The sequence below is a fragment of the Bacillus capparidis genome, from assembly GCF_017832095.1.
GTDB lineage: Bacteria > Bacillota > Bacilli > Bacillales > Bacillaceae > Bacillus > Bacillus gobiensis.
On the sequence record NZ_JAFDST010000001.1, the window covers coordinates 1,312,575 to 1,338,244 of the forward strand.

Genomic DNA, 25,670 nt, shown 5'->3' on the forward strand with positions numbered 1-25,670 from the left:
TATACAAGAATGAGGACACCAATGTCCTCGTTCTTCTCTCCCATATTAATGAATTTTATGTTAGCTTAAATTGTTAAATCATGCAATTAAAAAAACATCCTTGAAAGATATTTTTTCATACCTTTCCAACCTATACATAATATGGACTTTTGCAGAGATTGTATATGCTATTGTTTCACAAAATTTCTTTTCGTTCAAGGATTGTCTGGATTTTTGTCACCATTAAATCGATCGCTACGTGATTTTGGCCACCTTCGGGAATAATGATATCGGCATATCTTTTCGTCGGTTCAACAAACTGGTTGTGCATTGGTCGGACTACGGTGACATATTGTTCGATGACAGAATCAATCGATCTGCCTCTTTCCTTTATGTCACGAAGCATCCTTCTTATGATTCGCAAATCGGCATCTGTATCAACATACAGCTTAATGTCCATCAAGTCGCGAAGCCGCTCGTCCTCAAGGATAAGGATACCTTCCAAAATGATGACATCCTTTGGCTCTACTCGCACCACCTCATCTGAACGAGTATAAAGCTTGTAGTTGTATACGGGCTTATCAATCGGTTCATAATTCAATAGTTGCTGAATATGCTCAATCAAATAATCATTATCAAATGCCAGAGGGTGATCATAGTTTGTGTTTAGCCGTTCTTCGAATGGAAGATGACTTTGATCTTTGTAATAAAAATCCTGCTCGATCATGAGTATGGAGTGTCCTTTGAAATGTTCATAAATAGCTTTTGTGACACTAGTCTTACCTGAACCGGACCCTCCTGCTACTCCAATTATTATAGGCTTTTTCCCCATTTTTCTCTATTTCCCCTTTCTCATCATGTTGCTCGGAAAAAGCTTTCTGCCGATTTTGAACTTGACGATTTGAAGGGGATGGCGGGCTGCATCCAAAGGGTTTCCGTCCTCATCCCAAATTGCATCAATTACATGAGTGAAATTTGAAATTTCCGGACCAAAAAATTCCACTTCATCACCAACTTTAAAGAAATTGCGCTGCTGGAGAGTCACTAGCTCCGTCTCTTCATCATAGTCAAGAATAAGACCAGCAAAATCAAAAGTTGTCTTTTTGCCGTGCTGGCCAAACATCTGCTCACTGACACCCGGAACGCCTTCAAAAAATGCGGGGGCGGTATCACGATTCGCGCATTTATCAAGCTCCTTGAGCCATTCTTCCTGAATCTCAAAATGATCAGGATCTGCTGAGTATGCATCAATAACCTTACGGTAGACGCTGACTACGGTTGCGATATAGTGAATCGATTTCATTCGGCCCTCAATTTTCAAACTGTCGATTCCCATTTCAATCATTTGCGGAATCGATTCAATCAGCTTCAAATCTTTTGGGCTCATCGCAAATGGCGCATCCTCTTCATTATAGAGGGCCACTGCGTCTGTACCATTCTGTTGATAGAGATCGTAATCCCAGCGGCAAGACTGGCAGCAGCCCCCACGGTTGGAGTCTCTTGCCGTCATATGATTGCTTAGCACGCAGCGGCCGGAGTAAGCAATACACATTGCTCCATGAATAAAGGTTTCGATTTCAATGTCAACCTTTTCTTTCATTTCCCTAATTTCCATCGCACTCGTTTCCCGCGCCAGGACGACACGATGAAGGCCCTCTTCCTTCCAGAACTGAACTGCCTTCCAGTTGGACAGCGATTGCTGTGTGCTTAAATGTATTTCCAGCTTTGGAGCTGCCGTTTTGCACGTTTCTATAATTAACGGATCAGCGACAATAATCCCGGTTATTCCCGCTTTTTCAAGGTCTTTCAAATAGTCTTCAAGACCGTCTATATTCTCCTCATGAGCAAAAATATTCGTTGTAACATAAATTTTTGCGCCGTATGCTTTTGCAAATTTCACACCTTCTGCCATCTCTTCGATTGAAAAGTTGTCAGCGTTGGAGCGGAGACCATACTCACGACCACCAATAAAAACAGCATCTGCCCCGTAATGGACGGCAATTTTTAATTTTTCCAGGTTGCCGGCAGGCGCAAGAAGCTCTGGCTTTTTTGTTATGACTCTTTTTCCATTAACGACAGAAGAAATTTGATCCTTCACTGCTGTCATTTTATCCCCTCCTTCGTTTAATATACGGTTTCCTTAAAGAAAAATCCTGTATCTATATTTCTGTTTACTGGTTGAATCGATTCGATTTTTTCGACCCAAGCATCTTTTCGATTCTCATATTCATCAGGATCGGCCATGTATAGGTCGATTGCTTCGCGATACATGCGGGTAACCTCAAGCAGATAGTCATGTGATTTTAAAATCCCGTCGATTTTAAAGGAGTCGATTCCCGCATCGATAAAGTCCCCGAGTTCGTCAATCATGCACACATCATTCGGACTCATAATATGTGTGCCATTAACATCCTCAAAAATCGGGTATTTGTAATTCCGTTCTTTATCGTGAAGGAACATTCCAGATTCCTTTTTATCGCCTTCGATATTCATTGTTTTTCCTTGATATTCAAAATAGTTTCCAATTAGGGAGCGTTTTGACTGAAACATGCATGTCATACCGTGTACTTGAATTTCGATTTCCACTTCTGCCTTTTCTTTGATTTCCAAAACACTGTCCAGGCTGAGTTCTTTCGCTAGAACAGCCCTCTTAGCCCCTTTTTTCCCCCAATAATTGCAAGAAAAATGATTGGTTCCCGTTGTTTCTGTGCTCCAATGAAGCGGCATATCAGGAGCTGACTCTCTCGCCTCCATAAGAACAGCAGGATCGCCAAAAACAACCGCATCTACACCGGCTTCCTTTAAAAAAGAAAGGTAGCTGCCAAGCTCCGGTACCATGTCATTATGGAATATCGCATTCATGGCCGCGAAAATTTTTGCTCCGCCTTGGTGTGCAAGCTGCACTGCTTTCGTTATTTCTTCTTTTGGAAATTCTCCTGCTAAACGCAGTCCAAACTTTTGTTCACCGATTAAAAATGCGGTCGCCCCTGCTTTTATAAGGGAAGAAATTTGTTCTGCTTTCGCAGGTGTCACCAAAAGCTCTGGAGTCGTTTTCATAACTGTTCACCTCTTTTTGTGCTGACGGCAATTCCATCTCCTGCAGGAATAATCGTCGTATGATAGGATGTATTTTGCATAAGCCATTCATTATAGCCATCGATTTTTGATACGAGATTCCGCTTTCTTTTATCTTCAAGCTCCTCGTAATTTGTAGCGACAAGCCCCTTAAACAAAACGTTATCGGTAATGATCAGACCATCGTCTGCAAGCATCGGTTCAAATGTTTCAAAAAATTTCTTGTACTGTCCTTTGGCAGCGTCGATAAAGATAGCATCGTATGGGGCAACCGTACGAACAGCATCAGCTGATTCCAAGGCGTCTCCATAGAAAACATGAATTCGTTCATTGAGTTGAAATTCTTTTATATTTTTGATCGCTTCGTTATAGCGTTCTTGATTCCGTTCGACAGTAAAGACATTTGCTTCCGGCAGAGCAGTGGCGATACGGATTGCTGAATACCCGACACCTGTACCAATTTCGAGCACTCGTTTTACTTTTTTTATTGTTAATAGCTGAAGCAAAACTTCAATTCCGGTGCTTTCCATAATCGGTACATGATTTATTTTTGCTTTAGCCTCCAACTTTGCCAGTTCAAGAGATGTTGGCTGGATAAACTTTTCGATATATTTGTTGATTTGATCCTGCATAATATTCACAAGCAGGCCCCTCCTTTTGCACAATCGGCTATGAAGCCCGAGCCTGTTTTTGAATCTGGCACATGCTTATAAACCGAAAAGCGTGTCTCTCAAAAAAAGAGCCTCATTCTAAAAAGACTGAGCACTCAGGAATTGTTCTCTCGTAGGTACATGTAAATAACCCGATATATTTTACCATAATTCATAGAGAAAAGCGAATAAGGAGAGCACGCTTACTCTCCTCTTAATCATTCGCCTTCTGGATTAATAATAAACTTTTCTTTTGCAGCATTATGTTCTTCCAATGTTTTTGTAAAAACAACCTCACCGTCTTTTTTGGCAAGAAAATAAACAAATTCAGTATTCTCTGGGTTAAGTGCTGCTTCCCACGAGGTTGTCCCTGCATTTGCAATCGGTCCCGGTGTCAGTCCTTTGTTTTTATAAGTGTTAAAAGGAGAATTGACCTCGAGATCTTTATAAACAACCCTGTCTTTATGCTCTCCAAGAGCGTAAAGGACAGTCGGATCCGTCTGCAGCGGCATATCTTTCTTTAATCGATTATGAAAAACGCTTGAAATCTTATGCCGATCCACTTTAGCCGTTGCTTCTTCTTCAATCAGCGAAGCCATCGTCAATGTTTTATGGACAGACATATTTCGTTCGTCCATCGTCGATTTATATTTTTTCACTTGTTTATCCGTTTCCTCAACCATCCGGATAACAATTTCTTTCAAAGAGGTTTGCGGATTGTAAAACGGATATGTCGCCGGATAAAGATATCCTTCTAAAGGGTGCTTAATGTTTTTATTGAAAATTTCATCGGTGATCGTTTCCGGATATTTTTCTTTTAATTCATTTATGAATTTCCGATCATCAAGGGTTTTCATTACTTCTTCACTTGAGTAGCTTGTATTTTCAGCAATGGTATCAGCAATTTGATCAATCTTTCTTCCTTCAGGGACAATCAGTTGAAAGGCAACCTCATTTTCCCCCTTAGTCAGTTTCTCAATTATTTCAGATGTACCCATGCTTTTCTTCAAATTAAAATCTCCTGCTTGAAATCCCGAAACATTTTCAAATCTGACATAGTATCTAAAAATCCTGCTATCTTTAATTAACTCATTTGATTCTAAAATTCCAGCAATATCGGAAACAGATGATCCGCTTGGTATATTGATGTGGATGGACTCATTATTTGTTGAATCAGTTGGTTCAAGCGCGGATTTTATGTAAAAATAAGCTCCTCCGGCAGAAACGGCAATTACCACCACGATAGCAGCAATAATGGAAAAAACAATTTTCCGTACTTTTTTCGCTTGGATCCGCTTTTCCTGGAGCTTTTTTTCAAATGATTTGTTTGAAAATTTAGTAGGCATCTTATTCCTCCCTTCTCTCTGCTACTATACTACATGATTCGATTTAGTTCGGCAATTGAAATAGGAATGAGATATATGGTATGTTTTCTGACACCTTTTTTTACTTCTCCAAACAACAAAAAAGCCGCCTATGTAAGGCAGCTTCTTCTTATTATTCGTCCTCTTCAGCAAGGAAGGTGTTTAGCGTTTCTTCGATCATATCCCATTCTTCTTCCGTTTCTATTGGCAATAGTTCACCATCTGTTCCATCTTCATTCGGAGTAAAGCTGGATGCGTGAATTTCGATCTCTTCTTCCCCCTCGGCTTCGACCGGGTAATATAGAACGTAAGATTTGCCAAATTCTTCGTTTTCAAACGTAAAAAGAACCTCACAAAGCTGTTCATTTCCATTGTCATCTACAATCGTGATGTTTTTCTCACCATGTTCCATTATAATCACTCCAATTTTCAATTCAGGCTGTCTAAATAGCCTTGAAGAATCATGACTGCAGCCATTTTATCAATTACTTTTTTGCGCTTTTTTCTGCTGACATCAGCTGAAATCAACATTTTTTCCGCTGCCATTGTCGTAAGCCGCTCATCCCATAAAACGACTGGAATCCCGTATGCTTCCTCAAGAACTTCAGCAAATTTTTGGCTTGCCTCTCCCCTGGGCCCTACCGTACCATTCATGTTTTTCGGAAAACCGAGCACAATTTTTTCGACAGAGTAGCCATTTAGCAATTCCGACAGTCTGATTAGGCCATAGTCTCCTATTGCCTCATTTATTTGGATTGTTTCTATTCCTTGTGCTGTCCAACCCATCTCGTCGCTGAGTGCAACTCCGAGTGTTTTGGAGCCTAAATCTAAACCAATAATCCGCATGTATTTTTTATGCCTCTTTATTCTGTTGTAAGTACGATTTCACAAGCTCTTCAATCAGTTCATCTCTTTCAAGCTTACGAATCAGGTTTCTGGCGTCTCGGTGCCTTGGGATATACGCAGGGTCCCCTGATAATAAGTATCCCACAATTTGGTTGATCGGATTGTACCCTTTTTCTTGAAGGGCATCATAAACGGTGAGCAGCACCTCGTCCACGTGGGTTTCAGCCGAATCGTCAGAAAAGTTAAATTTCATCGTCTTATCATACGAGCTCAAAAGTAATGCACCTCTTTTCCAGATTCCCGCAAGCTAGTGAAGCTGGCGTGTCCTTGTCTTACACCCATTCTACACTATATTGAATAATTATAAAACGGATTTCACCCATTCTTCTGCAGAAGTTAATGCTTCTGCAAGCTTATCCGGGTTCTTGCCGCCTGCTTGGGCCATATCCGGACGGCCTCCGCCACCACCTCCGCAGATCTCAGCCGCTGCTTTTACGAGTTTTCCTGCGTGCAAGCCTTTACTTGTTAAATCCTTTGTAACAGCTGCAATCAAATTAACTTTTTCACCGTTTACAGCGCCAAGGATAATAACTCCTGAGCCCAGCTTGTTTTTCAGCTCATCAGCCATTGTACGAAGATGATTCATGTCTTTAGCGTTTACTTGTTCGGCAAGCAGCTTAACGGCTCCAGTTACTTCTTTAACTTTGGACAGGATAGCGCCAGCTTCCGCATTCCCTATTTTTGCAAGCAATGATTCATTTTCTTTATGCAGCTCTTTCAAATCAGCATAGAGGCTTTCAACTCTTTTTGGCACTTCATTTACATTTGCTTTTAACAAGGATGCTGTCTCTTGCAAAAGCGCGACCTGCCCGTTCATTTCTTCATAAGCCCCTTTGCCGGTCACAGCTTCAATTCTTCGGGTTCCCGCTCCGATTCCGGATTCAGAAACAATCTTGAACATGCCGATTTCAGCCGTATTCCCAACATGGCAGCCTCCGCACAGCTCCAAGCTGTAGTCGCCTATTTGAACAACTCGGACAACATCGCCGTACTTCTCACCGAACAAAGCCATGGCACCCATTGCCTTCGCTTCATCAATAGGTTTCCGTTCGATTTGTACAGGGAGTGTGCCCCATATTTTTTCATTTACAATACTTTCAATTTCCTTAAGCTCGTCCTTTGTCACCTGACCGAAGTGGGAGAAATCAAAGCGAAGCCTGTTTTCTGATACGAGAGATCCAGCCTGATTGACATGCGGTCCCAATACATCCTTTAACGCTTGATGCAGCAGGTGGGTAGCCGTATGGTTTTTCACAATTTGGCTTCTCATTCTATTTTCAACCTTTGCTTCTAATTTCATTCCTTTTTCCGCTAAGCCTTTTTCTACAATTCCTTTGTGGAGATGCTGGCCGTTTGGAGCCTTCTGTACATCTGAAATACGTATCACTGTTTCGGCGTTAGCAAGATACCCTTTATCACCAATCTGGCCGCCGCTTTCCGCATAGAATGGCGTTTGGTCCAGAATGAGCTGTACAGACTCCCCTTCTTGAACAGATGAAACTAGCTCTCCTTCTTTCAGCAATTCAAGGACTTCTGCTTCATTTATCAAAGTTGTATAGCCGACGAATTCACTTTGAACTTTGATATTCCCAAGGTCCCCTGTTTGGATTTGCATGCTTCCTGATTCATTCCGTGCACTTCTCGCACGCTCACGTTGCTTTTCCATTTCCGTTTGGAAGCCGTCATGGTCAATTGTCATTTGATCATCTTCTGCGTATTCTTCAGTAAGCTCGACGGGAAATCCGTATGTGTCATACAATTTAAACACATCAATGCCTTTAATTACGCTGCTTCCGTTGTCTTTTTCTTTCTTAATGATCTCTGACAAAATTGCGAGACCTTCATTTAACGTTTCATGGAACCGTTCTTCTTCTGTTTTGATTACTTTGGAAATGAACTCGAGCTTTTGTTTGACTTCAGGGTAAAAGGCTACCATGATTTCAGCAACAACCGGCACTAGTTCATGCATAAACGGACGGTTTATATCCAATGCTTTTGCATAACGGACAGCTCTGCGTATCAGCCTGCGAAGTACGTATCCACGGCCTTCGTTCGAAGGAAGAGCTCCATCCCCAACGGCAAATGACACGGTCCGCATATGGTCGGCAATGACTTTAAAAGCAACATCTTGTTCTACCGTTTCACCGTACGTCTTGCCTGAAATCGATTCCGTTGCTTCGATAATCGGAACAAACAAATCAGTATCGTAATTGGTCGGGACGTCTTGGATAACCGAAACCATCCGTTCCAGGCCCATCCCGGTATCGATATTTTGCTTCGGAAGTGGAGTATAGCTTCCATCTGGATTGTGATTAAATTCTGAGAACACGAGGTTCCAAATTTCTAAATACCTTTCATTTTCACCGCCAGGGTAGAGTTCCGGATCGTTAGGGTCGTTCCCATAGCTTTCTCCTCGGTCGTAAAAAATTTCTGAGTTAGGACCGCTTGGACCTTCACCTATATCCCAAAAGTTCCCCTCCAGACGAATGATCCGTTCAGTAGGAATTCCGATTTTATCTTCCCAAAACGAATACGCTTCATGATCCTCCGGATGAACCGTCACGGAAAGCAGCTCTGGATCAAAGCCTATCCATTTTTCACTCGTGAGAAATTCCCAAGCCCAGACAATTGCTTCTTCTTTAAAATACTCACCGATTGAAAAATTACCGAGCATTTCAAAGAATGTATGGTGTCTTGCTGTTTTCCCCACATTTTCTATGTCATTTGTCCGAATCGATTTTTGCGCATTGCATATCCTTGGATTTTCAGGGACAATTCTGCCGTCAAAATATTTTTTTAACGTAGCTACTCCGCTGTTTATCCATAATAGAGACGGATCCTCGTGAGGCACAAGCGACGCACTCGGCTCAACATCATGGCCCTTCTCTTTAAAAAAATCCAAAAACATTTGTCTCAATTGAGCAGATGTTAATTTCTTCATTTTCCTTTCCTCCTTTAACGATTAAAAAAGCTCCCGTCCTTGTATAAACAACGTTTATACAGGGACGAGAGCTTACTCGCGGTACCACCCTGATTATGGGTTTATTCACCCATCACCTTAATTTCCATTAACGCTGGAATGCTCGGCAGGCTTTTCCTGCTCTTTAGGATTAGCTTCAACTGCCCTTCTGCTAAAGCTCCTTTCAGCGAACAGAGCTTCTCTCTTTGAACAGGACATCAGTTTACTCAGATCCTTCAACGAATTATCGATATTCATTCTAACGAAATTATAGACAGTCCATTGCTTGTTGTCAATGCTCTGCGCGAATCGAAATCATATGAGTGAACATAATTTTGAGAATAGATGCCGCAGGGACAGCAATAATCATGCCGACTATCCCCCCCAGCTCTCCTCCTGCCAAAAGAGCGAGCATAATAGCAACCGGATGCATATTCAAGCTTCTCCCTACAATAAGAGGACCGAGAATATTCCCTTCAATAAATTGAAGAATTGCTATCGTTGCCAATACAACAATAACAGCTTTCGACGATACAGCTGCTGCTATTAAAAGTGCTGGAATAGCTCCGATAAACGGTCCGAAATACGGAATGATGTTTGTTAGAGCGATCACCAGTCCGAGAATAAGCGGGTATGGAATATGAAAGAGCCAAAACGTCAGCCCTGCACAAGTACCTATAATGACGCACACAAACAGCTGACCCCTGATATACCCGCCGAGAGAATCATCGACGTCTTTAAGAAATCTCCATCCTCGCTTCCTCCAAGATGACGGGGTAAAATACCATACTGTTTTTTTCATTAGACTAATATCTTTTACTAAGTAAAAAACTAAAAAAGGGATTAGAGCGCCAATTAAAAGATAATCAAACAATATCCGCATGCTTCTTATCGCTTTTTCTACAGCATTAGCGACAAACCCTTCCGTTTGGCTAATCACCAGATCGATCCTTTCGTGCATCCCATCCGGCCATTGATCTGTATGGTTGTGAATTTTCTTCAGCATCACATTATAGGTTTCTGCAAACATAGGGATGTTCTCAGATAAATCGTATAGCTGATTTAGCAATATCGGGATGCCTTTGTATAAACCATAGCCGGCGCTGCCAAAAAACAAGAGATATATGATTAGCAAGCTTAATGTTCTCGGCAGCCCTGTTTCATGCAGCTTTTCGATAATCGGCAAAAGCAAATAGGTTATGAATATGGAGATGCCTAGTGGTATAAGGATTGCTTTTGAAATAGCGAACAATGGATACCATAATATTTTCAGCTTGATTGCCACATATATTGATAGCAGGAAAAGCAGGAGGATGGTAATCCATATAAGCAGCTGCATCGGTTTTTTCAGCAACAGCATCATCTCCATGTCAATTGAGATTTACAGATCATATTCATACATTAAAAAAGGTGTTTTCAACTTTTAAGAGAATATATAGAAAATACTGCTTACCTTTTTCGTTCTACCTAGTTTTCCTGATTTCTCCACCATTATGTATCTTAATATAATCTTATTCGAAATAATGTTGCGATTTTTCAAAACTTTTGAAAAGATTTGACTCCAATTATAGGATAAAGGTATAATATCTTCGATGTTAGAAAATCTAGTCTTTCATGTAAGGAATTATTACATAGTTTTTCTAATAGGTTAATTTTGGATTAGCGAGGGGGAACACCATGATTTCATTCGAAAATGTCAACAAGCATTACGGTGATTTTCATGTTTTAAAAGATATTAATCTACAAATAAAAAAAGGTGAAGTTGTCGTAATCATTGGTCCTTCCGGTTCAGGCAAAAGCACAATGCTGCGCTGCATCAATCGGCTTGAGACAGTAAATGAAGGAAAGTTAAAGGTTAATGAAACAGTCATAAACGATAAAAAAACCGATATTAATAAAGTTCGGAGAAATATTGGCATGGTGTTTCAGCATTTTCATCTTTATCCGCACAAAACAGTCATTGAGAACATCATGCTGGCTCCTGTAAAAGTGTTGGGAGTTTCAAAAAGCGAGGCACGGAAAACAGCTGAGTACTATTTGGAAAAAGTCGGGATCCCCGATAAAGCAAATTCCTACCCAAGCCAACTTTCCGGAGGACAACAGCAAAGAGTCGCGATTGCAAGAGGACTTGCGATGAAGCCTGAGGTTATGTTATTTGATGAACCGACCTCCGCGCTAGACCCGGAGATGATCGGCGAAGTGCTGGATGTAATGAAGGCTCTGGCTAAAGAAGGCATGACCATGGTCGTTGTTACCCATGAAATGGGCTTTGCCAGAGAAGTCGCTGACCGTATTGTTTTTATTGATGAAGGCAGAATTTTAGAAGAAGCAACACCGGCTGAATTTTATGCGAATCCAAAAGAAGAACGGGCTCGCTTATTTCTTAGCCGTATATTAAATCATTAAGAAAGATATAGGGGGAAAAAAATGAAAACTTCAAAGAAATTTCTATCACTTTCAATTGTCACAATTTTAGCAATGCTTCTGCTTGCAGCCTGCGGAAGCGGAGGCAGCGGCGGAAACGCTGACAGCGGCAAAAACGCATTGGACACGATTAAAGAAAATGACAAAATCGTCTTCGGAGTGAAAAACGACACTCGGTTATTTGGCTTAAAAAATCCAAGCTCTGGCGAAATTGAAGGTTTTGATATTGATATTTCAAAAGCAATTGCAAAAGAAATTCTTGGCGACGAAAACAAAGCTGAATTCAAAGAAGTGACTTCCAAAACAAGAATTCCTTTATTGAATAAAGGTGACATCGATGCTGTTGTCGCAACAATGACAATTACTGAAGAACGTAAAAAAGAAGTGGATTTTTCAGATGTCTATTTTGATGCCGGCCAGTCACTGTTAGTGAAAAAAGACAGCCCGATCAAAGGCATCGAGGATTTAGACAACAGCAAAACGGTTCTTGCCGTTAAAGGTTCCACATCTTCTCAAAACATTCGCAAAGAAGCCCCCGATGCTAAGGTAAATGAGTTTGAAAACTACTCAGAAGCTTTTTCGGCATTAAAAGCCGGCCAAGGCGATGCGTTAACAACTGATGATGCGATTCTTTACGGAATGGCGGATGAAGATCCTAGCTTCCACCTTGTCGGAAAAACATTCAGTGAAGAGCCATACGGAATTGCTGTAAAAAAAGGAAATTCAGAGCTTGTTGATGCAATTAACGAAACGTTGAAAAAACTAAAAGACAACGGCGAATACGATAAAATTAAAAACAAGTGGATTAAAGAAGAACCAGCAAGTTAAATAATCGTATAGAAACAAATTCGGGATGAGCGGGCTTTTCGCTCATCCCAATTAGCTAAAGGAGTGATTTTTTTGCTCGATTTCTCCATACTTACCAACAACATGGACATGTATCTTGAAGGATTCAAGTTCACAGTGCTTTCAAGTATCATTGCACTTATATCAAGCTTTATTTTAGGTACTCTTATCGCCGTATTTCGAATAGCTCCTTTCAAAATACTTAACTGGATTGGTACGGTCTACGTTGAAATTTTGCGTAATATCCCCGTCCTATTGATTGCTTTTTTCATCTTTATCGGTCTTCCTGCTATCGGTATTCGGTTTGACGGGTTTACAGCAGGTACAATCGCATTATCAATCTATACTTCAGCATTTATTGCCGAAGCGATCCGTGCAGGAATTTCATCCGTTCCAAAAGGACAGATGGAAGCAGCAAGAGCTACCGGACTTACGTATACAGAAAGCATGAGGTATATTATTCTTCCACAAGCCATCAAAATTGTTATCCCGCCACTCGGCAACCAATTTATTAATCTGGTAAAAAACTCCTCTATCCTCGGTTTGCTCGCCGGTTGGGATTTGATGTACCACGGAGATTTAGTCTCAAGCAATACATATGTCGTTTTTGATGTGTACATATTCGTCGCTATGTTTTACTTACTGTTAACCATCCCGCTCAGCTTAGGAGTCGGATATATAGAAAAAAGACTTTCTCGCAGCAACTAGCGTAAAAGGAGGACAGTATTTATGGATTTTAAAGGAGCCTATTCTCCTGATAATTTAAAATTTTTGTTTGATGGCTTTATTCTAACATTGGAAGTTGCCGCCATTTCGATTGTATTAAGCTTTATCATCGGAATATTGGTAGGAACTCTGCGATATACCCGAATGCCCGTCGTGTCGCATGTCCTTGCCCTATTGGTAGAGATCATTCGAAATCTCCCCTTGTTGCTGATCATTTTCTTTACTTTTTTCGCATTGCCTGAAGTAGGAATTGATTTTGGAATTAAGGGATCTGCAATTGTGGCATTAACCATTTTCGAAGCGGCGATGATTTCGGAAATCGTCCGAAGCGGTTTAAATTCGATTGATAAAGGGCAAATCGAAGCGGCAAGATCGTCAGGTCTCACTTATGTTCAGACGCTGATTCAAATCACTTTGCCACAAGCCCTCAGAAGAATGATTCCTCCGCTCGTCAGCCAATTCATTTCCTTACTTAAGGACACATCATTGGCTACCGTGATCTCGCTTCCTGAGTTAATGCATAATGCGAATGTTGTGAAAGGACAGTCGATTAATTTCACGATACCGATCTTCTTGGCCGCAGCTGTGATGTACTTTGTTGTTAACTACATTTTGTCCATCATCGCCCGGCGATTAGAGGCGAGACAGGCATAAATAGTAAAGAGAACCGGACAATAATCATCCGGTTCTCTTTTTATTTAGCCTATATCATTTTCATGATTCTTTTTCTGATTCTTTTCATGCTCTTTTTCGTCGGCATGTTGTATTGTCTGGCTAAATGGTATACGAATGCTCCTGCACCCATTGAAAGAAAGGAAGTCATTGTCCGATTCATAGGAATCCTCCAATTTTAAAGGTTCATTGTACGTTCTTCATCAGTGAATAAATCATCAAGACTGCTTAACGTCCCGTCCTCTTCCACTTGATGTGTCGATATCTTTCCTTTTGATAGGGTCAATTCAATGTAACATCCCCAGCAGTAATACTGGTTCACACCTATTTTTCCAATGTTTTTCCCTTTACAATTCGGGCAAATTAACAATCGTAACACCTCATTGCTCGGCCAGCATGATGGTATCATTATTCAATGTCATCGCAGTATTCATTGAAGGAACGTGTCTTCGTTCTCCTTGCAAATCTGCAAAAAAGCCGTCCGAGATTTCATATGCTACCATTGTGCCCGCTTGAAAGGAAATATATACATCTTCCAAAATTCCGAGCTGTTTTTTTTCCTGATTGACAATCATTTTTTGCTTCAGTTGATTATAACGTAAATATTTTTCTGGTTGATCTGCTGAACTTATGAGATGCGTACCAGTATATATCCCGGCTGCATCAGCCTGTACAATTTGTTCAGCTGGAAGGAACACTTTTTTATGCATGAATGGAATTTTTTGTTCATCAATCAGCAGCCCGATACATCTCCCATCATAAGAAAAACAAATATCCGACACGCAGCCAAGGACACGCGAGGCACAACGGACAGGCATTCCGATTAATTCATTACATGTTCTCAAAGTGTGATCTCCACCTTTATTTGAACACTTTTATTTTCCCTTTCCAATCCTTTCTCCATGCAATGAAATTGCTCCCAGTGTCCATAAGAAAAAACACCAAGTGGATAATCACTTGGTGTTTAGCTTGTCATGAAATCGAAAGGTGTTACTCCTTCCATTCCGATATTCGCATCGTGCACGCTAAATGGAAGCTGGCTTTGAAGCTCTCGAAGTTCAGTATCTTCTTCAGATAAAGCTTCATTTAATCTGGTACGTAATGATGTTTGTCTTTCCGCCAATTCTTTGTTACGTACTCCCCATTCCAATGCTTCGATTTCACCGCACAGAATTAAAAACTTTTTGCTTCTTGTAATTGCTGTATATAATAAGTTTTTTCTCAGCATCCTGTAATAGCTTCTAACGACCGGGAGGATTACGATCGGAAATTCACTGCCTTGGGATTTATGAATAGAACAGCAATAGGCGTGGGTGAACTGTACAAAATCCTTTTTTACAAATGTGATTTCATTCCCATCAAACGAAACAATGATCATATCCTCTTTTTCTGTATTCTCTTTCGCATAAAATATTGAAGTGATTTCACCCATATCACCATTAAAAACATTTTGTTCGGGTTGATTGACAAGCTGCAATATTTTATCCCCTGTACGGTAAGTCACATCGCCAAATTTCATTTCCCGTTTTTTCGAAGAGGCTGGATTCAAAATTTGCTGAAGGAGGGCATTAAGCTCATTTATGCCTGCCGCTCCTTTGTACATAGGCGCCAGCACTTGCAGATCCTTAGCTGAAAACCCCTTCTTTAATGCGTTATTAACAACCTTTTCAACGACCTCTTTGATTTGGTTCTGGTTACAGCGAATAAACGAGCGATCCTTTGTCGGCACTGTAAGATTATTCGGCAGCTCGCCTTTTTTCATTTCATGAGCAAGCTCAATAATAGAGGAGCCTTCAGCTTGTCGATAGATATCCGTTAATTTAACTGTTTCGATCACACGAGAAGCGAGTAAATCTTTTAGCACTTGTCCGGGACCGACAGAAGGAAGTTGATCCTCGTCTCCCACCATAATAATCTGGACATTTTTTGGAATAGCCTTGAACAGATGGTTGGCAATAAAGATGTCCAGCATACTGGTTTCATCAATAATAACAAGTTTTCCGTCAATCGGATTATCTTCTGTGTGTGTAAACCCTTCAGCACCATTCCAGCCAAGCAGCCTGTGAATGGTGACAGCAGGAAGACCAGTCGATTCGCTCATGCGTTTTGCAGCTCTGCCTGTAGGCGCTGTTAAAACAAACGGAAACGGTTCATCCTTTTTATAATCGCCAGGTTCCAGTGAAACTCCGTGCAATTCGCTATAAAGCTCGACTATTCCGCGGATTACTGTCGTTTTTCCTGTTCCCGGCCCCCCAGTCAGCAGCATGATTGGCGACATGAGAGCTTTTTGAATGGCATCCTTTTGACTTTCAGCAAACTGAACATTAATTCTCTCTTCCAATTCACCAAGGGCAAGCAAAAACTCAGATTCAGGAAATTGATCTTCATAATCTGTCTGTTCTGCAATCGTTTTTAGATTTTTTGCGAAATTTCTTTCTGCATAAAATAATGACGGATAGTAGCAGCGGTCCTCTTCAACAATCACCTGGTTCAGCTTGCCCAGCTCAACAATTTGATCTGCAATGTCTACTTCATTGACGACATCATCTGCAGTTGAGGATTGATTTAACAGCTTCAGCGTATCAACAATGAGCTGCTTCGTGTACATATAAGTGTGTCCATCCTGCAGGCAGGATGCTTCAACTGTGTAAAGAATTGCCGCTTTAATCCGTTCGGGATGATTACCGGATAAACCGATCTGTCCCCCAAGCTCGTCAGCTCGGGCAAAACCGATTCCTTCAACGTCCTTGACCAACTGATAGGGATTTGACTGAATTTTATCCAATGTTTCTGATTGATACACCTGGTAAATTTTCATCGATAGCTGTGGGCCAAATCCATAATTGTTCAAAGCAATCATAACGCTCTCCAAGCCTTGATGCTCCTGAAGAGAAGCGGCCAGCTTATCCGCTTTTTTCTTTGATAGCTTTGCTACGTCGTAAAGGACAGCAGGGTCAGCTAATATCTTGTTGATGGCCCCTTCACCCAGTTTTTTTACGATTTCTTGGGCTGTTTTTTTTCCAATGCCCTCAAACAAGTCACTGGAAAGGTAATGGACAATGCCTTCCTTTGTCGTTGGGATCTCTTTTCGAAATCGCTCAGCCTGAAACTGAAGTCCGAATTTCGGATGTGTTTTACTTTCTCCATAAAACGTATATGTATCTTCTTCCTGAAGGGTAGGAAAATAACCGGTAACTGATACCGAAGAATCTTCAAACGCTTCACTTGTTTTTTCTACTTTTACCTTTAAAACGCTGTAATGATTGGATTCATTATGATAAATGACAGCGAGGATTTTGCCTTTGACAAACGATTCTTGGGCGATTTCAGGTTCCGTATGGTGATGTATGGTCATAAGGCTTCCTCCCTTCATTTTATCCCGCATTAATGCGCAGTGAGCCTTTACTGTTGTTCGATTAACGATTTTGCATGAAGTGCAAGCATATGCTCAGGATTTACTTCGATCGCTTGATTAAGCATTTCAAGCGCTTTTTCTTTATTTTCCTGATAAGCGTATGCGACTCCTAAATTATAATAAGCATCCGAATGGCTTGGATCGAGTTCGATGACTTTAGTAAATTGGCTAACAGCTTCATTAAGCAGCTGCTCATTTGCTAAGCAAAGGCCGTACTGAAACAGAACTTCAGGATCATCCTCCAGCAGCTCAGAAGCCCTCTGCAAATACGGCATAGCAAGCCTTGGCTGTTCCAGCTGGATAAGCGAAGTTCCGAGCATATAATATAAATCGCCGTTTTCCATTCCTAATCGCAGCGCTTTTTCAAACATATCTTTTGCTTCACTATAAGATTCTTTCATCACAAATAAATTTCCTGCTCCATAATACGCAGAAGCCGCGCCCTCGTCCAACGAAATCGCTTTTTCATAAAAAATTTGAGCACGGTCCAGTTCATTCACTGAAGCAAGCAGATTTGCAAAGTTTATATAAGGGATGGCATTTGTATGATCCTCTTCAATTGCTTGGGTAAAAGCATTCGCGGCCGCTTCGTAATCGCCCTTTTGCATTGCTTCGATGCCGATTTTGTTGTAATCCATTGTCTCCTCCTTCAATTCTAGGTGTTCTTGTAAAAAACCTCAACACGAGTGGTTGAGGTTTTTTTACTTAAACATACCAAAGTTTTTCATTATTTTTATAAACATGATCGATCGTTCCTCCGCCAAGACATTCGTTTCCTTGGTAGAATACAACAGCCTGCCCCGGCGTCACTGCTCTTACCGGTTCATCAAAGATGACTTCAACTTTTGTTTCATCAATCATTTTCACTGTTACCCCGCTGTCTTTTTGGCGGTAACGAAACTTGGCAGTGCACTTAAGAGACTCATTCGGTTTCAAATCTGGACGCACCCAGCTGACCTGATCCGCAATGATTTTGTCAGAATACAAAAGCTCGTCATGGAAGCCTTGGGCAACATACAAGATGTTTTTTTCCAAATTTTTACCCGCTACAAACCAAGGATCTCCGCTTCCGCCAATTCCGAGACCGTGCCGTTGGCCGATCGTATAATACATAAGCCCGTCATGCTCGCCTTTCACTTCTCCATCCATCGTTTGCATTTCGCCAGGCTGTGCAGGAAGATACTGGCTTAGGAATGTTTTGAAGTTTCTTTCTCCGATAAAACAAATTCCCGTACTGTCTTTTTTAGCAGCAGTTGCCAGCCCGTGTTTTTTCGCAATTTCTCTGACTTCGCTTTTTTCAAGATTGCCAATCGGAAAAAGAACCTTGTTTAGCTGCTCTTCTGTTAGTTGGTTTAAGAAATACGTTTGATCTTTATTTTCATCAATCCCTCGGAGCATTTTCACACCTTCCGGGTTATGCTCTACCCTTGCATAGTGCCCCGTTGCCAGATAGTCCGCCCCAAGAGACAGCGCATGCTCCAAAAAGGCTTTAAACTTAATTTCTTTATTGCACATGACGTCAGGGTTCGGGGTTCTGCCTGCTTTATACTCATCCAAGAAATATTGAAAAACCTTTTCCCAATATTGCTTTTCAAAATTAACCGCGTAGTAAGGAATCCCGATTTGATTACATACGCGAATCACATCCTCGTAATCCTCAGTTGCCGTACAGAACCCGTTTTCATCCGTATCGTCCCAGTTTTTCATAAAAATACCGATGACATCATACCCTTGTTGTTTTAACAAAAGAGCGGCTACAGATGAATCGACTCCTCCCGACATACCGACAACAACTCTTGTGTTTTCGGGTGCTTTCTTCATAGCCGCTTCAACTCCTTACATTAATCTTCTTACAACTTCTGCGAGCTTCTCTGAAGCACGCTTGATTTTCTCTTTGGTATGCTCAGGCCCGAAACTGATTCTGACTGATGAACGCAGCTGCGGCGCGTCTTCGCCATACATAGCTTTGAGCACATGGGAAGGCAGAAGCGATCCTGCAGTACAAGCAGACCCGCTTGATACCGCAATCCCTTCAAGGTCCAAATTCACTAGCAAAGCCTCGACCTGGACACCTGGAAAATATAGATTTAAGACGTGTGGCAGGCTTTCATTTATGTCGCCATTGATTTGAACATTCACTTCTTTTTCCTTCAGCGATTGAATCATAATCGTTTTAAACTCACGATATAATTGGCTTTTTGCTTCTCGTTTTTCAACTGATAAACGAACCGCTTCATTTAAACCGACGATTCCTGGTACATTTTCCGTTCCCGCACGCTGTTTGCGCTCCTGTTCTCCTCCAAGCATTTGCGGAGAGAGCTTAGCGTCTTGGCTGACATATAAAAAGCCTGTCCCCTTCGGCCCGTTTAGCTTATGGCCGGATACAGACATTAGATCAATATTCTCGCTTTTTACTTGAATCGGCAAATATCCGAACGCTTGTACAGCATCCGTATGAAAATAGGCTGTATGGTTCTTAACCAGCTCTCCAATGTCTTTGATTGGCTGAACCGATCCAACCTCATTGTTTCCATACATAATCGTCACGAGAATTGTATCCTCACGAAGAGCATTGCGAACTTGCCCGGCACTGACTTTACCATCCTGGTCAGGCTTCAAATACGTCACCTGAAACCCCATCTCTTCCAGCCGTTCACACGGATGGAGAACGGCGTGATGTTCAATTTCAGTTGTGATGATATGATTTCCCTTGTGCTTACGGGATAGAGCTGCCCCGATTATGGCAAGGTTATTCGCTTCCGTTCCGCCGCTCGTAAAGACAATTTCATTTTGGGATGCGCCAATAAGATTGGCAATCGAGCCCCTAGCTTCATCCAGCCATTTTCTGCTTTCTCTTCCAAACGAGTGAATGCTGGAAGGATTGCCAAACGTTTCTGTGAAGTAGGGCATCATTTTTTCTACCACTTTTGGATCGGTTGGAGACGTTGCCGCATGATCCAAATAAATTCGATTCATTTGTAACACCTCGGGTCGTTAAATATAAAACATATACGCTTCTTGTTCGCCTTCGGTGTAGTTTGCCAAATCTTCAAGTGTTGTACTATCAAGCACTTCTTTGACAGCGTCCCGAATGCGAATCCAGAGCTCCCGCTTGGCAGGCTCTTCGTTTTCCAGCACTTCTACCGGGCTGATCGGCCCTTCAAGTACACGTATGATGTCACCCGCTGTAATGTCAGACGGATCGTGACCTAAAATGTACCCTCCGTACGCCCCGCGAATGCTTTTTACCAGTCCGGCGTTTCTTAATGGAGACACAAGCTGCTCTAAATAATGCTCGGACAAATCATTCGTTTGAGCAATACTTTTTAAAGAAGTGGGGCCTTCACCCTGCTTTTTAGCGAGCTCAATCATAATCGTTAAACCGTATCTTCCTTTTGTTGATATCTTCAAAATAACACACCTCTGCAAAATAGTTACTCTATCGTAATAATCATTATATACAAATTAGTATAGACCAAATGCAATTATAGCACACTTTAATCATAGTTACATTTTAATGCTCTTATATTCGGATGTCTTTCGTTATTTATCATGATTTTGGTATTCTATAGTCAGACATGAAATCGGGAGAGATGAATATGAAGCCACTGGCATTCAGAATGCGGCCAACGAAAATCGAAGAAATTCTCGGCCAGGAGCATCTCGTTGCAGATGAGCAAATCATAGCACGGATGGTAAAAGCGAAGCATCTATCTTCAATGATCCTTTACGGGCCACCAGGCATTGGAAAAACTTCAATCGCCACAGCTATTGCAGGAAGCACCAGCATTGCTTTTCGTTCGTTAAATGCTGTCATCAATAATAAAAAAGATATGGAAATTGTAGTGGAAGAAGCCAAGATGTCGGGGCAAATCATCTTAATTTTAGATGAGGTACATCGATTGGATAAAGCAAAGCAGGATTTTTTGCTTCCCTATTTAGAAAATGGCATGATTATTCTCATTGGTGCCACTACCGCCAATCCTTACCATGCGATTAACCCTGCGATCAGAAGCCGGACGCAAATCTTTGAATTACATCCGTTAACACCAGAGCTTATCAAAAAAGCTCTGTTAAGGGCAATCGCTGATGAACATAGAGGGCTAGGCGGCTATTCGCTAGATTGCTCTGAAGAAGCACTGAACCATTTTGCCACTGCCTGCGGGGGTGATGTCCGGTCGGCATTAAACGCACTCGAACTAGCTGTTCTTTCAACAAATGAAAATGAAGACGGAATTATTCCAATTACGCTTGAAATCGCTGAAGAATGTCTTCAAAAGAAAAGCTTTGCCCATGATAAGAATGGGGATGCCCATTATGACGTGTTGTCAGCCTTTCAAAAATCAATCAGAGGGTCAGACGCGAACGCCGCAATGCACTACTTTGCGCGGCTGGTAGAAGCCGGCGATCTTGAAAGCATTGCCAGGCGGTTGCTTGTGATCGCCTATGAAGACGTCGGGCTGGCGAATCCGCAAGCAGGCCCAAGAGCGCTCGCCGCAGTACAAACGGCTGAAAGAATCGGCTTTCCTGAAGCGAGGATCCCGCTTGCCAACGCCGTCATCGAGCTTTGCTTATCTCCCAAATCTAACTCAGCCATCATGGCAATCGATCAAGCTCTCGCGGATATTCGCAGCGGAAAAATCGGCGAGGTGCCAAAGCACTTAAAGGATGCTCACTACAAGGGTGCTGCTAAACTTGGCAGAGGACTTGATTATCTGTACCCGCACAATTATGAAAACGGCTGGGTCAAACAGCAGTATTTGCCCGATCCGCTGAAAAACAAGAAGTATTATCAGCCAAAGCAAACCGGGAAATTTGAAGCCGCATTGAAGCAGGTGTATGAGAAAATAAATGATAATAGCAAATAGGGAACCCGGGAATTGTGCATTTTCAGGGTATTTCTGTGCGATTCTCTAATGTTGTCTACTATACAGGTACATTAACAGGCGGTCTGTGCAATTATTCCGGGTTTTTGTGCAATTAACTGTGGTAACCGTGCAATTGTGCCACAGTTCTGTGCAATTAACTGTAGTAACCGTGCAATTACACCGTTGTCCTTGAAGTTTTTGCTCCAGAACCCTTATTACCTTATGTTGATAAAGCTTATCCCTTGCTTCAAAGAGAGAGAACCTTGTTTAAAACCTTAAATAAAGGACCTGTTAAAAAGTCTCTAATTTTACTAGACTTTTTAACAGGTCACTTAATAAGTCAATTTAGATTTTCATAATACCACCAGTGCTAGCGGATGTTACAAGCTTAGAGTAACGAGCCAAATAGCCTGTTTTAACTTTTGGTTCAAAGCCTTTCCAGTTTGCTTTTCGCTGCTCCCATTCTTCCTCAGGAACTAGAACATCTATTGTGCGCTTTTCAATGTCAATGACAATATGATCACCATTTTGAACAAATGCAAGCGGTCCGCCTTCTGCTGCTTCTGGTGAAGCATGACCGATAGATAGACCGCGGGAAGCACCTGAAAAACGTCCGTCTGTTACAAGGGCTACTTTTGCTCCTAAACCCATACCGACAATTTGGGAAGTTGGTGCTAACATTTCCGGCATACCCGGTCCGCCTTTTGGTCCCTCATAACGAATGATGACAACATGTCCTTCTTTGACTTGTCCCCCGGCAATACCTTCTAAAGCCTCATCTTGTGAGTCAAAGACAATCGCTGGTCCCTCGTGGGAAGTAATTCCGCCTTGGACACCACCTGTTTTGATAATTGCACCATCTGGAGCAAGGTTACCAAATAATACCGCAAGTCCACCCTTTTCTGAGAACGGATTATCGATTGAATGAATAACATTGTTGTCTTTCACATCACAACCGGCGATGTTTTCCCCAAGGGTTTTTCCTGTTACTGTTATGACGTCAAGGTGAAGTGCATCCTCTTTTTTGGATAATTCATTTAATGCAGCGGATACTCCACCTGCTTCATGCAAATCTTCAATATGAACGTCTGATGCTGGCGCAAGCTTTGAAAGATGCGGCACACGCGCTGCTACTTCATTGATTCGTTCAAGCGGATAGTCTATACCTGCTTCGTTTGCAAGGGCAAGCGTGTGTAAAACCGTATTCGTTGATCCACCGAGTGCCATATCAAGAGCAAATGCGTTATCAATTGCTTTTTCTGTCACGATATCACGCGGCTTTAAATCCAAATCAATTAAATTCATTAACTGACTAGCTGAGCGTTTAACAAATTCTTTTCGCTCTGGTGCAACTGCTAAAATCGTTCCGTTTCCTGGTAGAGCTAGTCCAAGTGCCTCTGCCAAGCAGTTCATAGAGTTAGCAGTGAACATTCCGGAACAAGAGCCACATGTTGGACATCCAAACTGCTCAAGCTCTAGAAGACCTTTTCCATCAAGGTTCCCAGCCTGATAAGCACCCACTCCTTCAAATACTGAAGAAAGTGAAATTTTCCGGCCATCACTTGTACGACCGGCTGCCATTGGACCGCCACTAACAAAAATCGTCGGAATATTTAAGCGCATAGCAGCCATCATCATACCTGGTGTAATTTTGTCACAGTTTGGAATACAGACCATGCCATCAAACCAGTGTGCTGATACAACCGTTTCTACGGAATCAGCAATAATTTCACGACTTGGTAATGAGTAGCGCATCCCGATATGCCCCATTGCAATACCATCATCTACACCGATTGTGTTCATTTCAAACGGAACACCACCTGCTTCGCGAATCGCTTCTTTTACAATTTTCCCAAATTCCTGTAAATGTACATGTCCAGGAACAATATCAATATATGAGTTGACAACCGCGATGAACGGTTTATTAAAATCCTCTTCTTTTACACCAGCAGCACGAAGCAAGCTTCTATGCGGTGCTCGGTCAAATCCTTTTTTAATCATATTACTGCGTAGTTCTCCCAAAATAAATCCCTCCATATAAGTCTCACTATGTTATCTGTAAATTTTAACTATTCGATATTATAACACTATTTTTAATATACTTATAGCCTTAAAAATATCTGCAAGTAATCTCCAAAACTTGGGCATATTGATACTATTCCTTGCATTTGTATGTTCTTCCTTTTCTGTATTAACAAATCCTCTAAATGAGTAAATGATTCGTCCTCCATTACCAAAAGCATTTCCTGAATCGTAAAACCAAATCCCCTTAACTTAACCAGAAGGATTGCAAGAAAGCAGCTTCCGTCATCGTAATAGTGATAATTGTTACGTGGATCTATATAAGCTGGTTCGAGGAATTTAACTTCTGCATAATATCTCAAAGCTTCTTTGCTTAAGCCTGTCAATTCAGCGAACTCACTAATCTTGTACATTCTTCCCCTCGCTGCTATAAATAGTAAACCTTGGGGTGCATCACATGGTCAATAATATTTTTGCTTCTGTATTCAGAGAGTGCACGTCTTGCCAGACAAAAAAATAGACCTCCCCTTAAAAGGGATAGGTCTATTTTAAATGGTTTGTGTCAGCTTTTAGTAATGTTTGATTGGATTGGTTGAGAACAACATTCATCTCAACTTACCATTCCGCAACGCTGCCGTCTTTGTGTCGCCACACTGGATTATGCCAATTGTGGCTGATGTCAGCCATTTTTCTGACGTGGCTCTCATTGATCTCAATGCCGAGACCAGGGCCGTTCGGAATTTTTACATAGCCGTCTTTATAGGTGAACACATTTTTCTCCATTATATAATCAAGCAGATCGGATCCTTGGTTGTAATGGATGTCGAGACTCTGCTCCTGGATAAAGGCGTTGTGGCAGGTCGCGTCCACCTGTAAGCATGCTGCGAGAGCAATCGGGCCCAGTGGACAGTGCGGTGCCGCAGCTACATCAAAGGCTTCTGCCATTGATAAAATCTTTTTGCATTCGGTTATTCCGCCTGCGTGAGACAAGTCGGGCTGTATAATATCCACATAGCCATCGACGAGAAGCCGTTTAAAATCCCATTTTGAATACATGCGTTCACCTGTCGCGATCGGTGTGCTGACAAGACTTGCGATTTCTCTTAACGCTTCATTATTTTCCGGAAGAACCGGCTCTTCAATAAACATCGGCCGAAACGATTCAATTTCCTTTGCCAATATTTTCGCCATCGGCTTATGCACTCTGCCGTGAAAATCGATTCCAATGCCTACATATGGACAGACAGCCTCGCGAACGGCTGCCACACGTTCGATGACCTGCTCGACTTTTTCATGAGAATCGACATATTGCAGTTCTTCTGTCCCATTCATTTTTACGGCTTTGAATCCTCTTTCAACGACTTCCTTTGCGTTATTTCCAACATCATATGGACGGTCACCGCCAATCCAGGAATAAACTTTTATTGATTCCCTCGCTTTCCCCCCTAAAAGCTGGTGAACCGGCTGCCCGTAATACTTTCCTTTAATGTCCCAAAGCGCTTGATCGATACCGGAAATTGCGCTCATTAAGATCGGGCCGCCGCGATAAAAACCGCTTCTGTACATCACATTCCAATGATCTTCAATCGATAATGGATCTTTATCGATCAGATACTCCATTAATTCTTCAACCGCAGTCTTGACCGTCGCCGCTCGCCCTTCCACGACTGGCTCGCCCCAGCCGGTGATTCCTTCGTCTGTATCTATTTTTAAAAACAGCCACCTTGGCGGAATTTGAAAAAGTTCATAGTTTGTGATTTTCAC

The 25,670-nt window shown here is 41.8% G+C and carries 26 protein-coding genes and 1 other annotated feature; of the genes, 5 read left to right on the forward strand and 21 right to left on the reverse strand.

Translation table 11 applies throughout. The annotated features are described in order from the left end of the window. Positions 1-175: 175 nt before the first annotated feature. The 10 genes from udk to JOC74_RS06805 form a co-directional block, all read right to left on the reverse strand. Entirely contained in the window at positions 176-811 is a 636-nt protein-coding gene (udk, locus tag JOC74_RS06760; RefSeq protein WP_053603559.1) for a uridine kinase, read from the reverse strand. Positions 812-817: 6 nt separating this feature from the next. Beyond that, positions 818-2,086 (reverse strand): peptidase U32 family protein, encoded by a 1,269-nt coding sequence (locus tag JOC74_RS06765; RefSeq protein WP_053603560.1) that lies wholly within the window; start codon positions 2,084-2,086, stop codon positions 818-820. Positions 2,087-2,103: 17 nt separating this feature from the next. Next, entirely contained in the window at positions 2,104-3,036 is a 933-nt protein-coding gene (locus JOC74_RS06770) for a peptidase U32 family protein (protein WP_211086095.1), read from the reverse strand. Then, positions 3,033-3,695 carry an O-methyltransferase gene (locus JOC74_RS06775; RefSeq protein ID WP_053603562.1) on the reverse strand — a complete coding sequence of 221 codons (663 nt, stop codon included), beginning with the start codon at positions 3,693-3,695 and terminating at the stop codon, positions 3,033-3,035. Before JOC74_RS06775 ends, JOC74_RS06770 begins: the two co-directional genes overlap by 4 nt. A gap of 227 nt (positions 3,696-3,922) precedes the next feature. Next, positions 3,923-5,050: an endolytic transglycosylase MltG gene (gene mltG / locus JOC74_RS06780; RefSeq protein WP_082363913.1), complete on the reverse strand. Its 1,128-nt coding sequence runs from the start codon at positions 5,048-5,050 to the stop codon at positions 3,923-3,925. Positions 5,051-5,201: 151 nt separating this feature from the next. Beyond that, the gene (locus tag JOC74_RS06785) at positions 5,202-5,480 is read right to left on the reverse strand and encodes a DUF1292 domain-containing protein (protein ID WP_053603563.1); all 279 of its coding nucleotides are present in this window, start codon (positions 5,478-5,480) and stop codon (positions 5,202-5,204) included. Positions 5,481-5,497: 17 nt separating this feature from the next. Then, entirely contained in the window at positions 5,498-5,914 is a 417-nt protein-coding gene (gene ruvX, locus JOC74_RS06790; protein ID WP_053603564.1) for a Holliday junction resolvase RuvX, read from the reverse strand. Between the two features lie 7 nt (positions 5,915-5,921). Further along, entirely contained in the window at positions 5,922-6,188 is a 267-nt protein-coding gene (locus tag JOC74_RS06795) for an IreB family regulatory phosphoprotein (protein ID WP_082363915.1), read from the reverse strand. Positions 6,189-6,275: 87 nt separating this feature from the next. After that, positions 6,276-8,915 (reverse strand): alanine--tRNA ligase, encoded by a 2,640-nt coding sequence (alaS, locus tag JOC74_RS06800; RefSeq protein WP_053603565.1) that lies wholly within the window; start codon positions 8,913-8,915, stop codon positions 6,276-6,278. 57 nt (positions 8,916-8,972) lie between these two features. Further along, positions 8,973-9,182 (reverse strand) — a binding site (T-box leader). A gap of 43 nt (positions 9,183-9,225) precedes the next feature. After that, positions 9,226-10,287: an AI-2E family transporter gene (locus tag JOC74_RS06805; protein WP_053603566.1), complete on the reverse strand. Its 1,062-nt coding sequence runs from the start codon at positions 10,285-10,287 to the stop codon at positions 9,226-9,228. Positions 10,288-10,610: 323 nt separating this feature from the next. Between JOC74_RS06805 and JOC74_RS06810 the strand changes: the two genes are divergently transcribed. The 4 genes from JOC74_RS06810 to JOC74_RS06825 all read left to right on the forward strand — a co-directional run bounded on the left by JOC74_RS06810 (position 10,611) and on the right by JOC74_RS06825 (position 13,583). Continuing rightward, a complete protein-coding gene (locus JOC74_RS06810) occupies positions 10,611-11,339 on the forward strand; it encodes an amino acid ABC transporter ATP-binding protein (protein ID WP_053603567.1) in 729 nt (242 codons plus the stop codon). A gap of 21 nt (positions 11,340-11,360) precedes the next feature. After that, complete coding sequence (locus JOC74_RS06815; protein WP_053603568.1) at positions 11,361-12,185, forward strand: transporter substrate-binding domain-containing protein; 825 nt, start codon at positions 11,361-11,363, stop codon at positions 12,183-12,185. Between the two features lie 72 nt (positions 12,186-12,257). Next, positions 12,258-12,911 (forward strand): amino acid ABC transporter permease, encoded by a 654-nt coding sequence (locus tag JOC74_RS06820; RefSeq protein ID WP_053603569.1) that lies wholly within the window; start codon positions 12,258-12,260, stop codon positions 12,909-12,911. A 21-nt stretch (positions 12,912-12,932) separates the two neighbouring features. Further along, complete coding sequence (locus JOC74_RS06825; RefSeq protein WP_053603570.1) at positions 12,933-13,583, forward strand: amino acid ABC transporter permease; 651 nt, start codon at positions 12,933-12,935, stop codon at positions 13,581-13,583. Positions 13,584-13,632: 49 nt separating this feature from the next. Here JOC74_RS06825 and JOC74_RS06830 read toward each other — a convergent pair whose 3' ends face one another. From JOC74_RS06830 to cymR, 8 genes are all read right to left on the reverse strand, one after another. Beyond that, positions 13,633-13,764 (reverse strand): YrzQ family protein, encoded by a 132-nt coding sequence (locus JOC74_RS06830; RefSeq protein ID WP_082363918.1) that lies wholly within the window; start codon positions 13,762-13,764, stop codon positions 13,633-13,635. 15 nt (positions 13,765-13,779) lie between these two features. Next, positions 13,780-13,971, reverse strand: a complete 192-nt coding sequence (locus tag JOC74_RS06835) for a YrzR-like zinc ribbon domain (protein WP_053603571.1) — start codon at positions 13,969-13,971, stop codon at positions 13,780-13,782. A 10-nt stretch (positions 13,972-13,981) separates the two neighbouring features. Continuing rightward, on the reverse strand, positions 13,982-14,446 hold the full coding sequence (locus JOC74_RS06840; protein ID WP_053603572.1) for a PRC-barrel domain-containing protein: 465 nt from the start codon (positions 14,444-14,446) through the stop codon (positions 13,982-13,984). Positions 14,447-14,565: 119 nt separating this feature from the next. Next, a complete protein-coding gene (gene recD2 / locus JOC74_RS06845; protein ID WP_053603573.1) occupies positions 14,566-16,956 on the reverse strand; it encodes an SF1B family DNA helicase RecD2 in 2,391 nt (796 codons plus the stop codon). 47 nt (positions 16,957-17,003) lie between these two features. Then, on the reverse strand, positions 17,004-17,654 hold the full coding sequence (locus tag JOC74_RS06850) for a tetratricopeptide repeat protein (protein WP_053603574.1): 651 nt from the start codon (positions 17,652-17,654) through the stop codon (positions 17,004-17,006). 67 nt (positions 17,655-17,721) lie between these two features. Continuing rightward, a complete protein-coding gene (gene mnmA / locus JOC74_RS06855) occupies positions 17,722-18,837 on the reverse strand; it encodes a tRNA 2-thiouridine(34) synthase MnmA (RefSeq protein WP_053603575.1) in 1,116 nt (371 codons plus the stop codon). 15 nt (positions 18,838-18,852) lie between these two features. Beyond that, on the reverse strand, positions 18,853-19,992 hold the full coding sequence (locus tag JOC74_RS06860; protein WP_053603576.1) for a cysteine desulfurase family protein: 1,140 nt from the start codon (positions 19,990-19,992) through the stop codon (positions 18,853-18,855). An 18-nt stretch (positions 19,993-20,010) separates the two neighbouring features. Next, a complete protein-coding gene (cymR, locus tag JOC74_RS06865; RefSeq protein WP_053603577.1) occupies positions 20,011-20,427 on the reverse strand; it encodes a cysteine metabolism transcriptional regulator CymR in 417 nt (138 codons plus the stop codon). 188 nt (positions 20,428-20,615) lie between these two features. Here cymR and JOC74_RS06870 point away from each other — a divergent pair, with 188 nt between their 5' ends. Continuing rightward, entirely contained in the window at positions 20,616-21,884 is a 1,269-nt protein-coding gene (locus JOC74_RS06870; protein ID WP_053603578.1) for a replication-associated recombination protein A, read from the forward strand. Positions 21,885-22,229: 345 nt separating this feature from the next. Here the strand turns inward: JOC74_RS06870 and ilvD are convergent, their stop codons facing one another. From ilvD to dgoD, 3 genes are all read right to left on the reverse strand, one after another. Continuing rightward, positions 22,230-23,906 (reverse strand): dihydroxy-acid dehydratase, encoded by a 1,677-nt coding sequence (ilvD, locus tag JOC74_RS06875; RefSeq protein WP_053603579.1) that lies wholly within the window; start codon positions 23,904-23,906, stop codon positions 22,230-22,232. Positions 23,907-23,986: 80 nt separating this feature from the next. Beyond that, positions 23,987-24,319 carry a MerR family transcriptional regulator gene (locus JOC74_RS06880; protein ID WP_053603580.1) on the reverse strand — a complete coding sequence of 111 codons (333 nt, stop codon included), beginning with the start codon at positions 24,317-24,319 and terminating at the stop codon, positions 23,987-23,989. Between the two features lie 202 nt (positions 24,320-24,521). After that, entirely contained in the window at positions 24,522-25,670 is a 1,149-nt protein-coding gene (dgoD, locus tag JOC74_RS06885) for a galactonate dehydratase (protein WP_053603581.1), read from the reverse strand.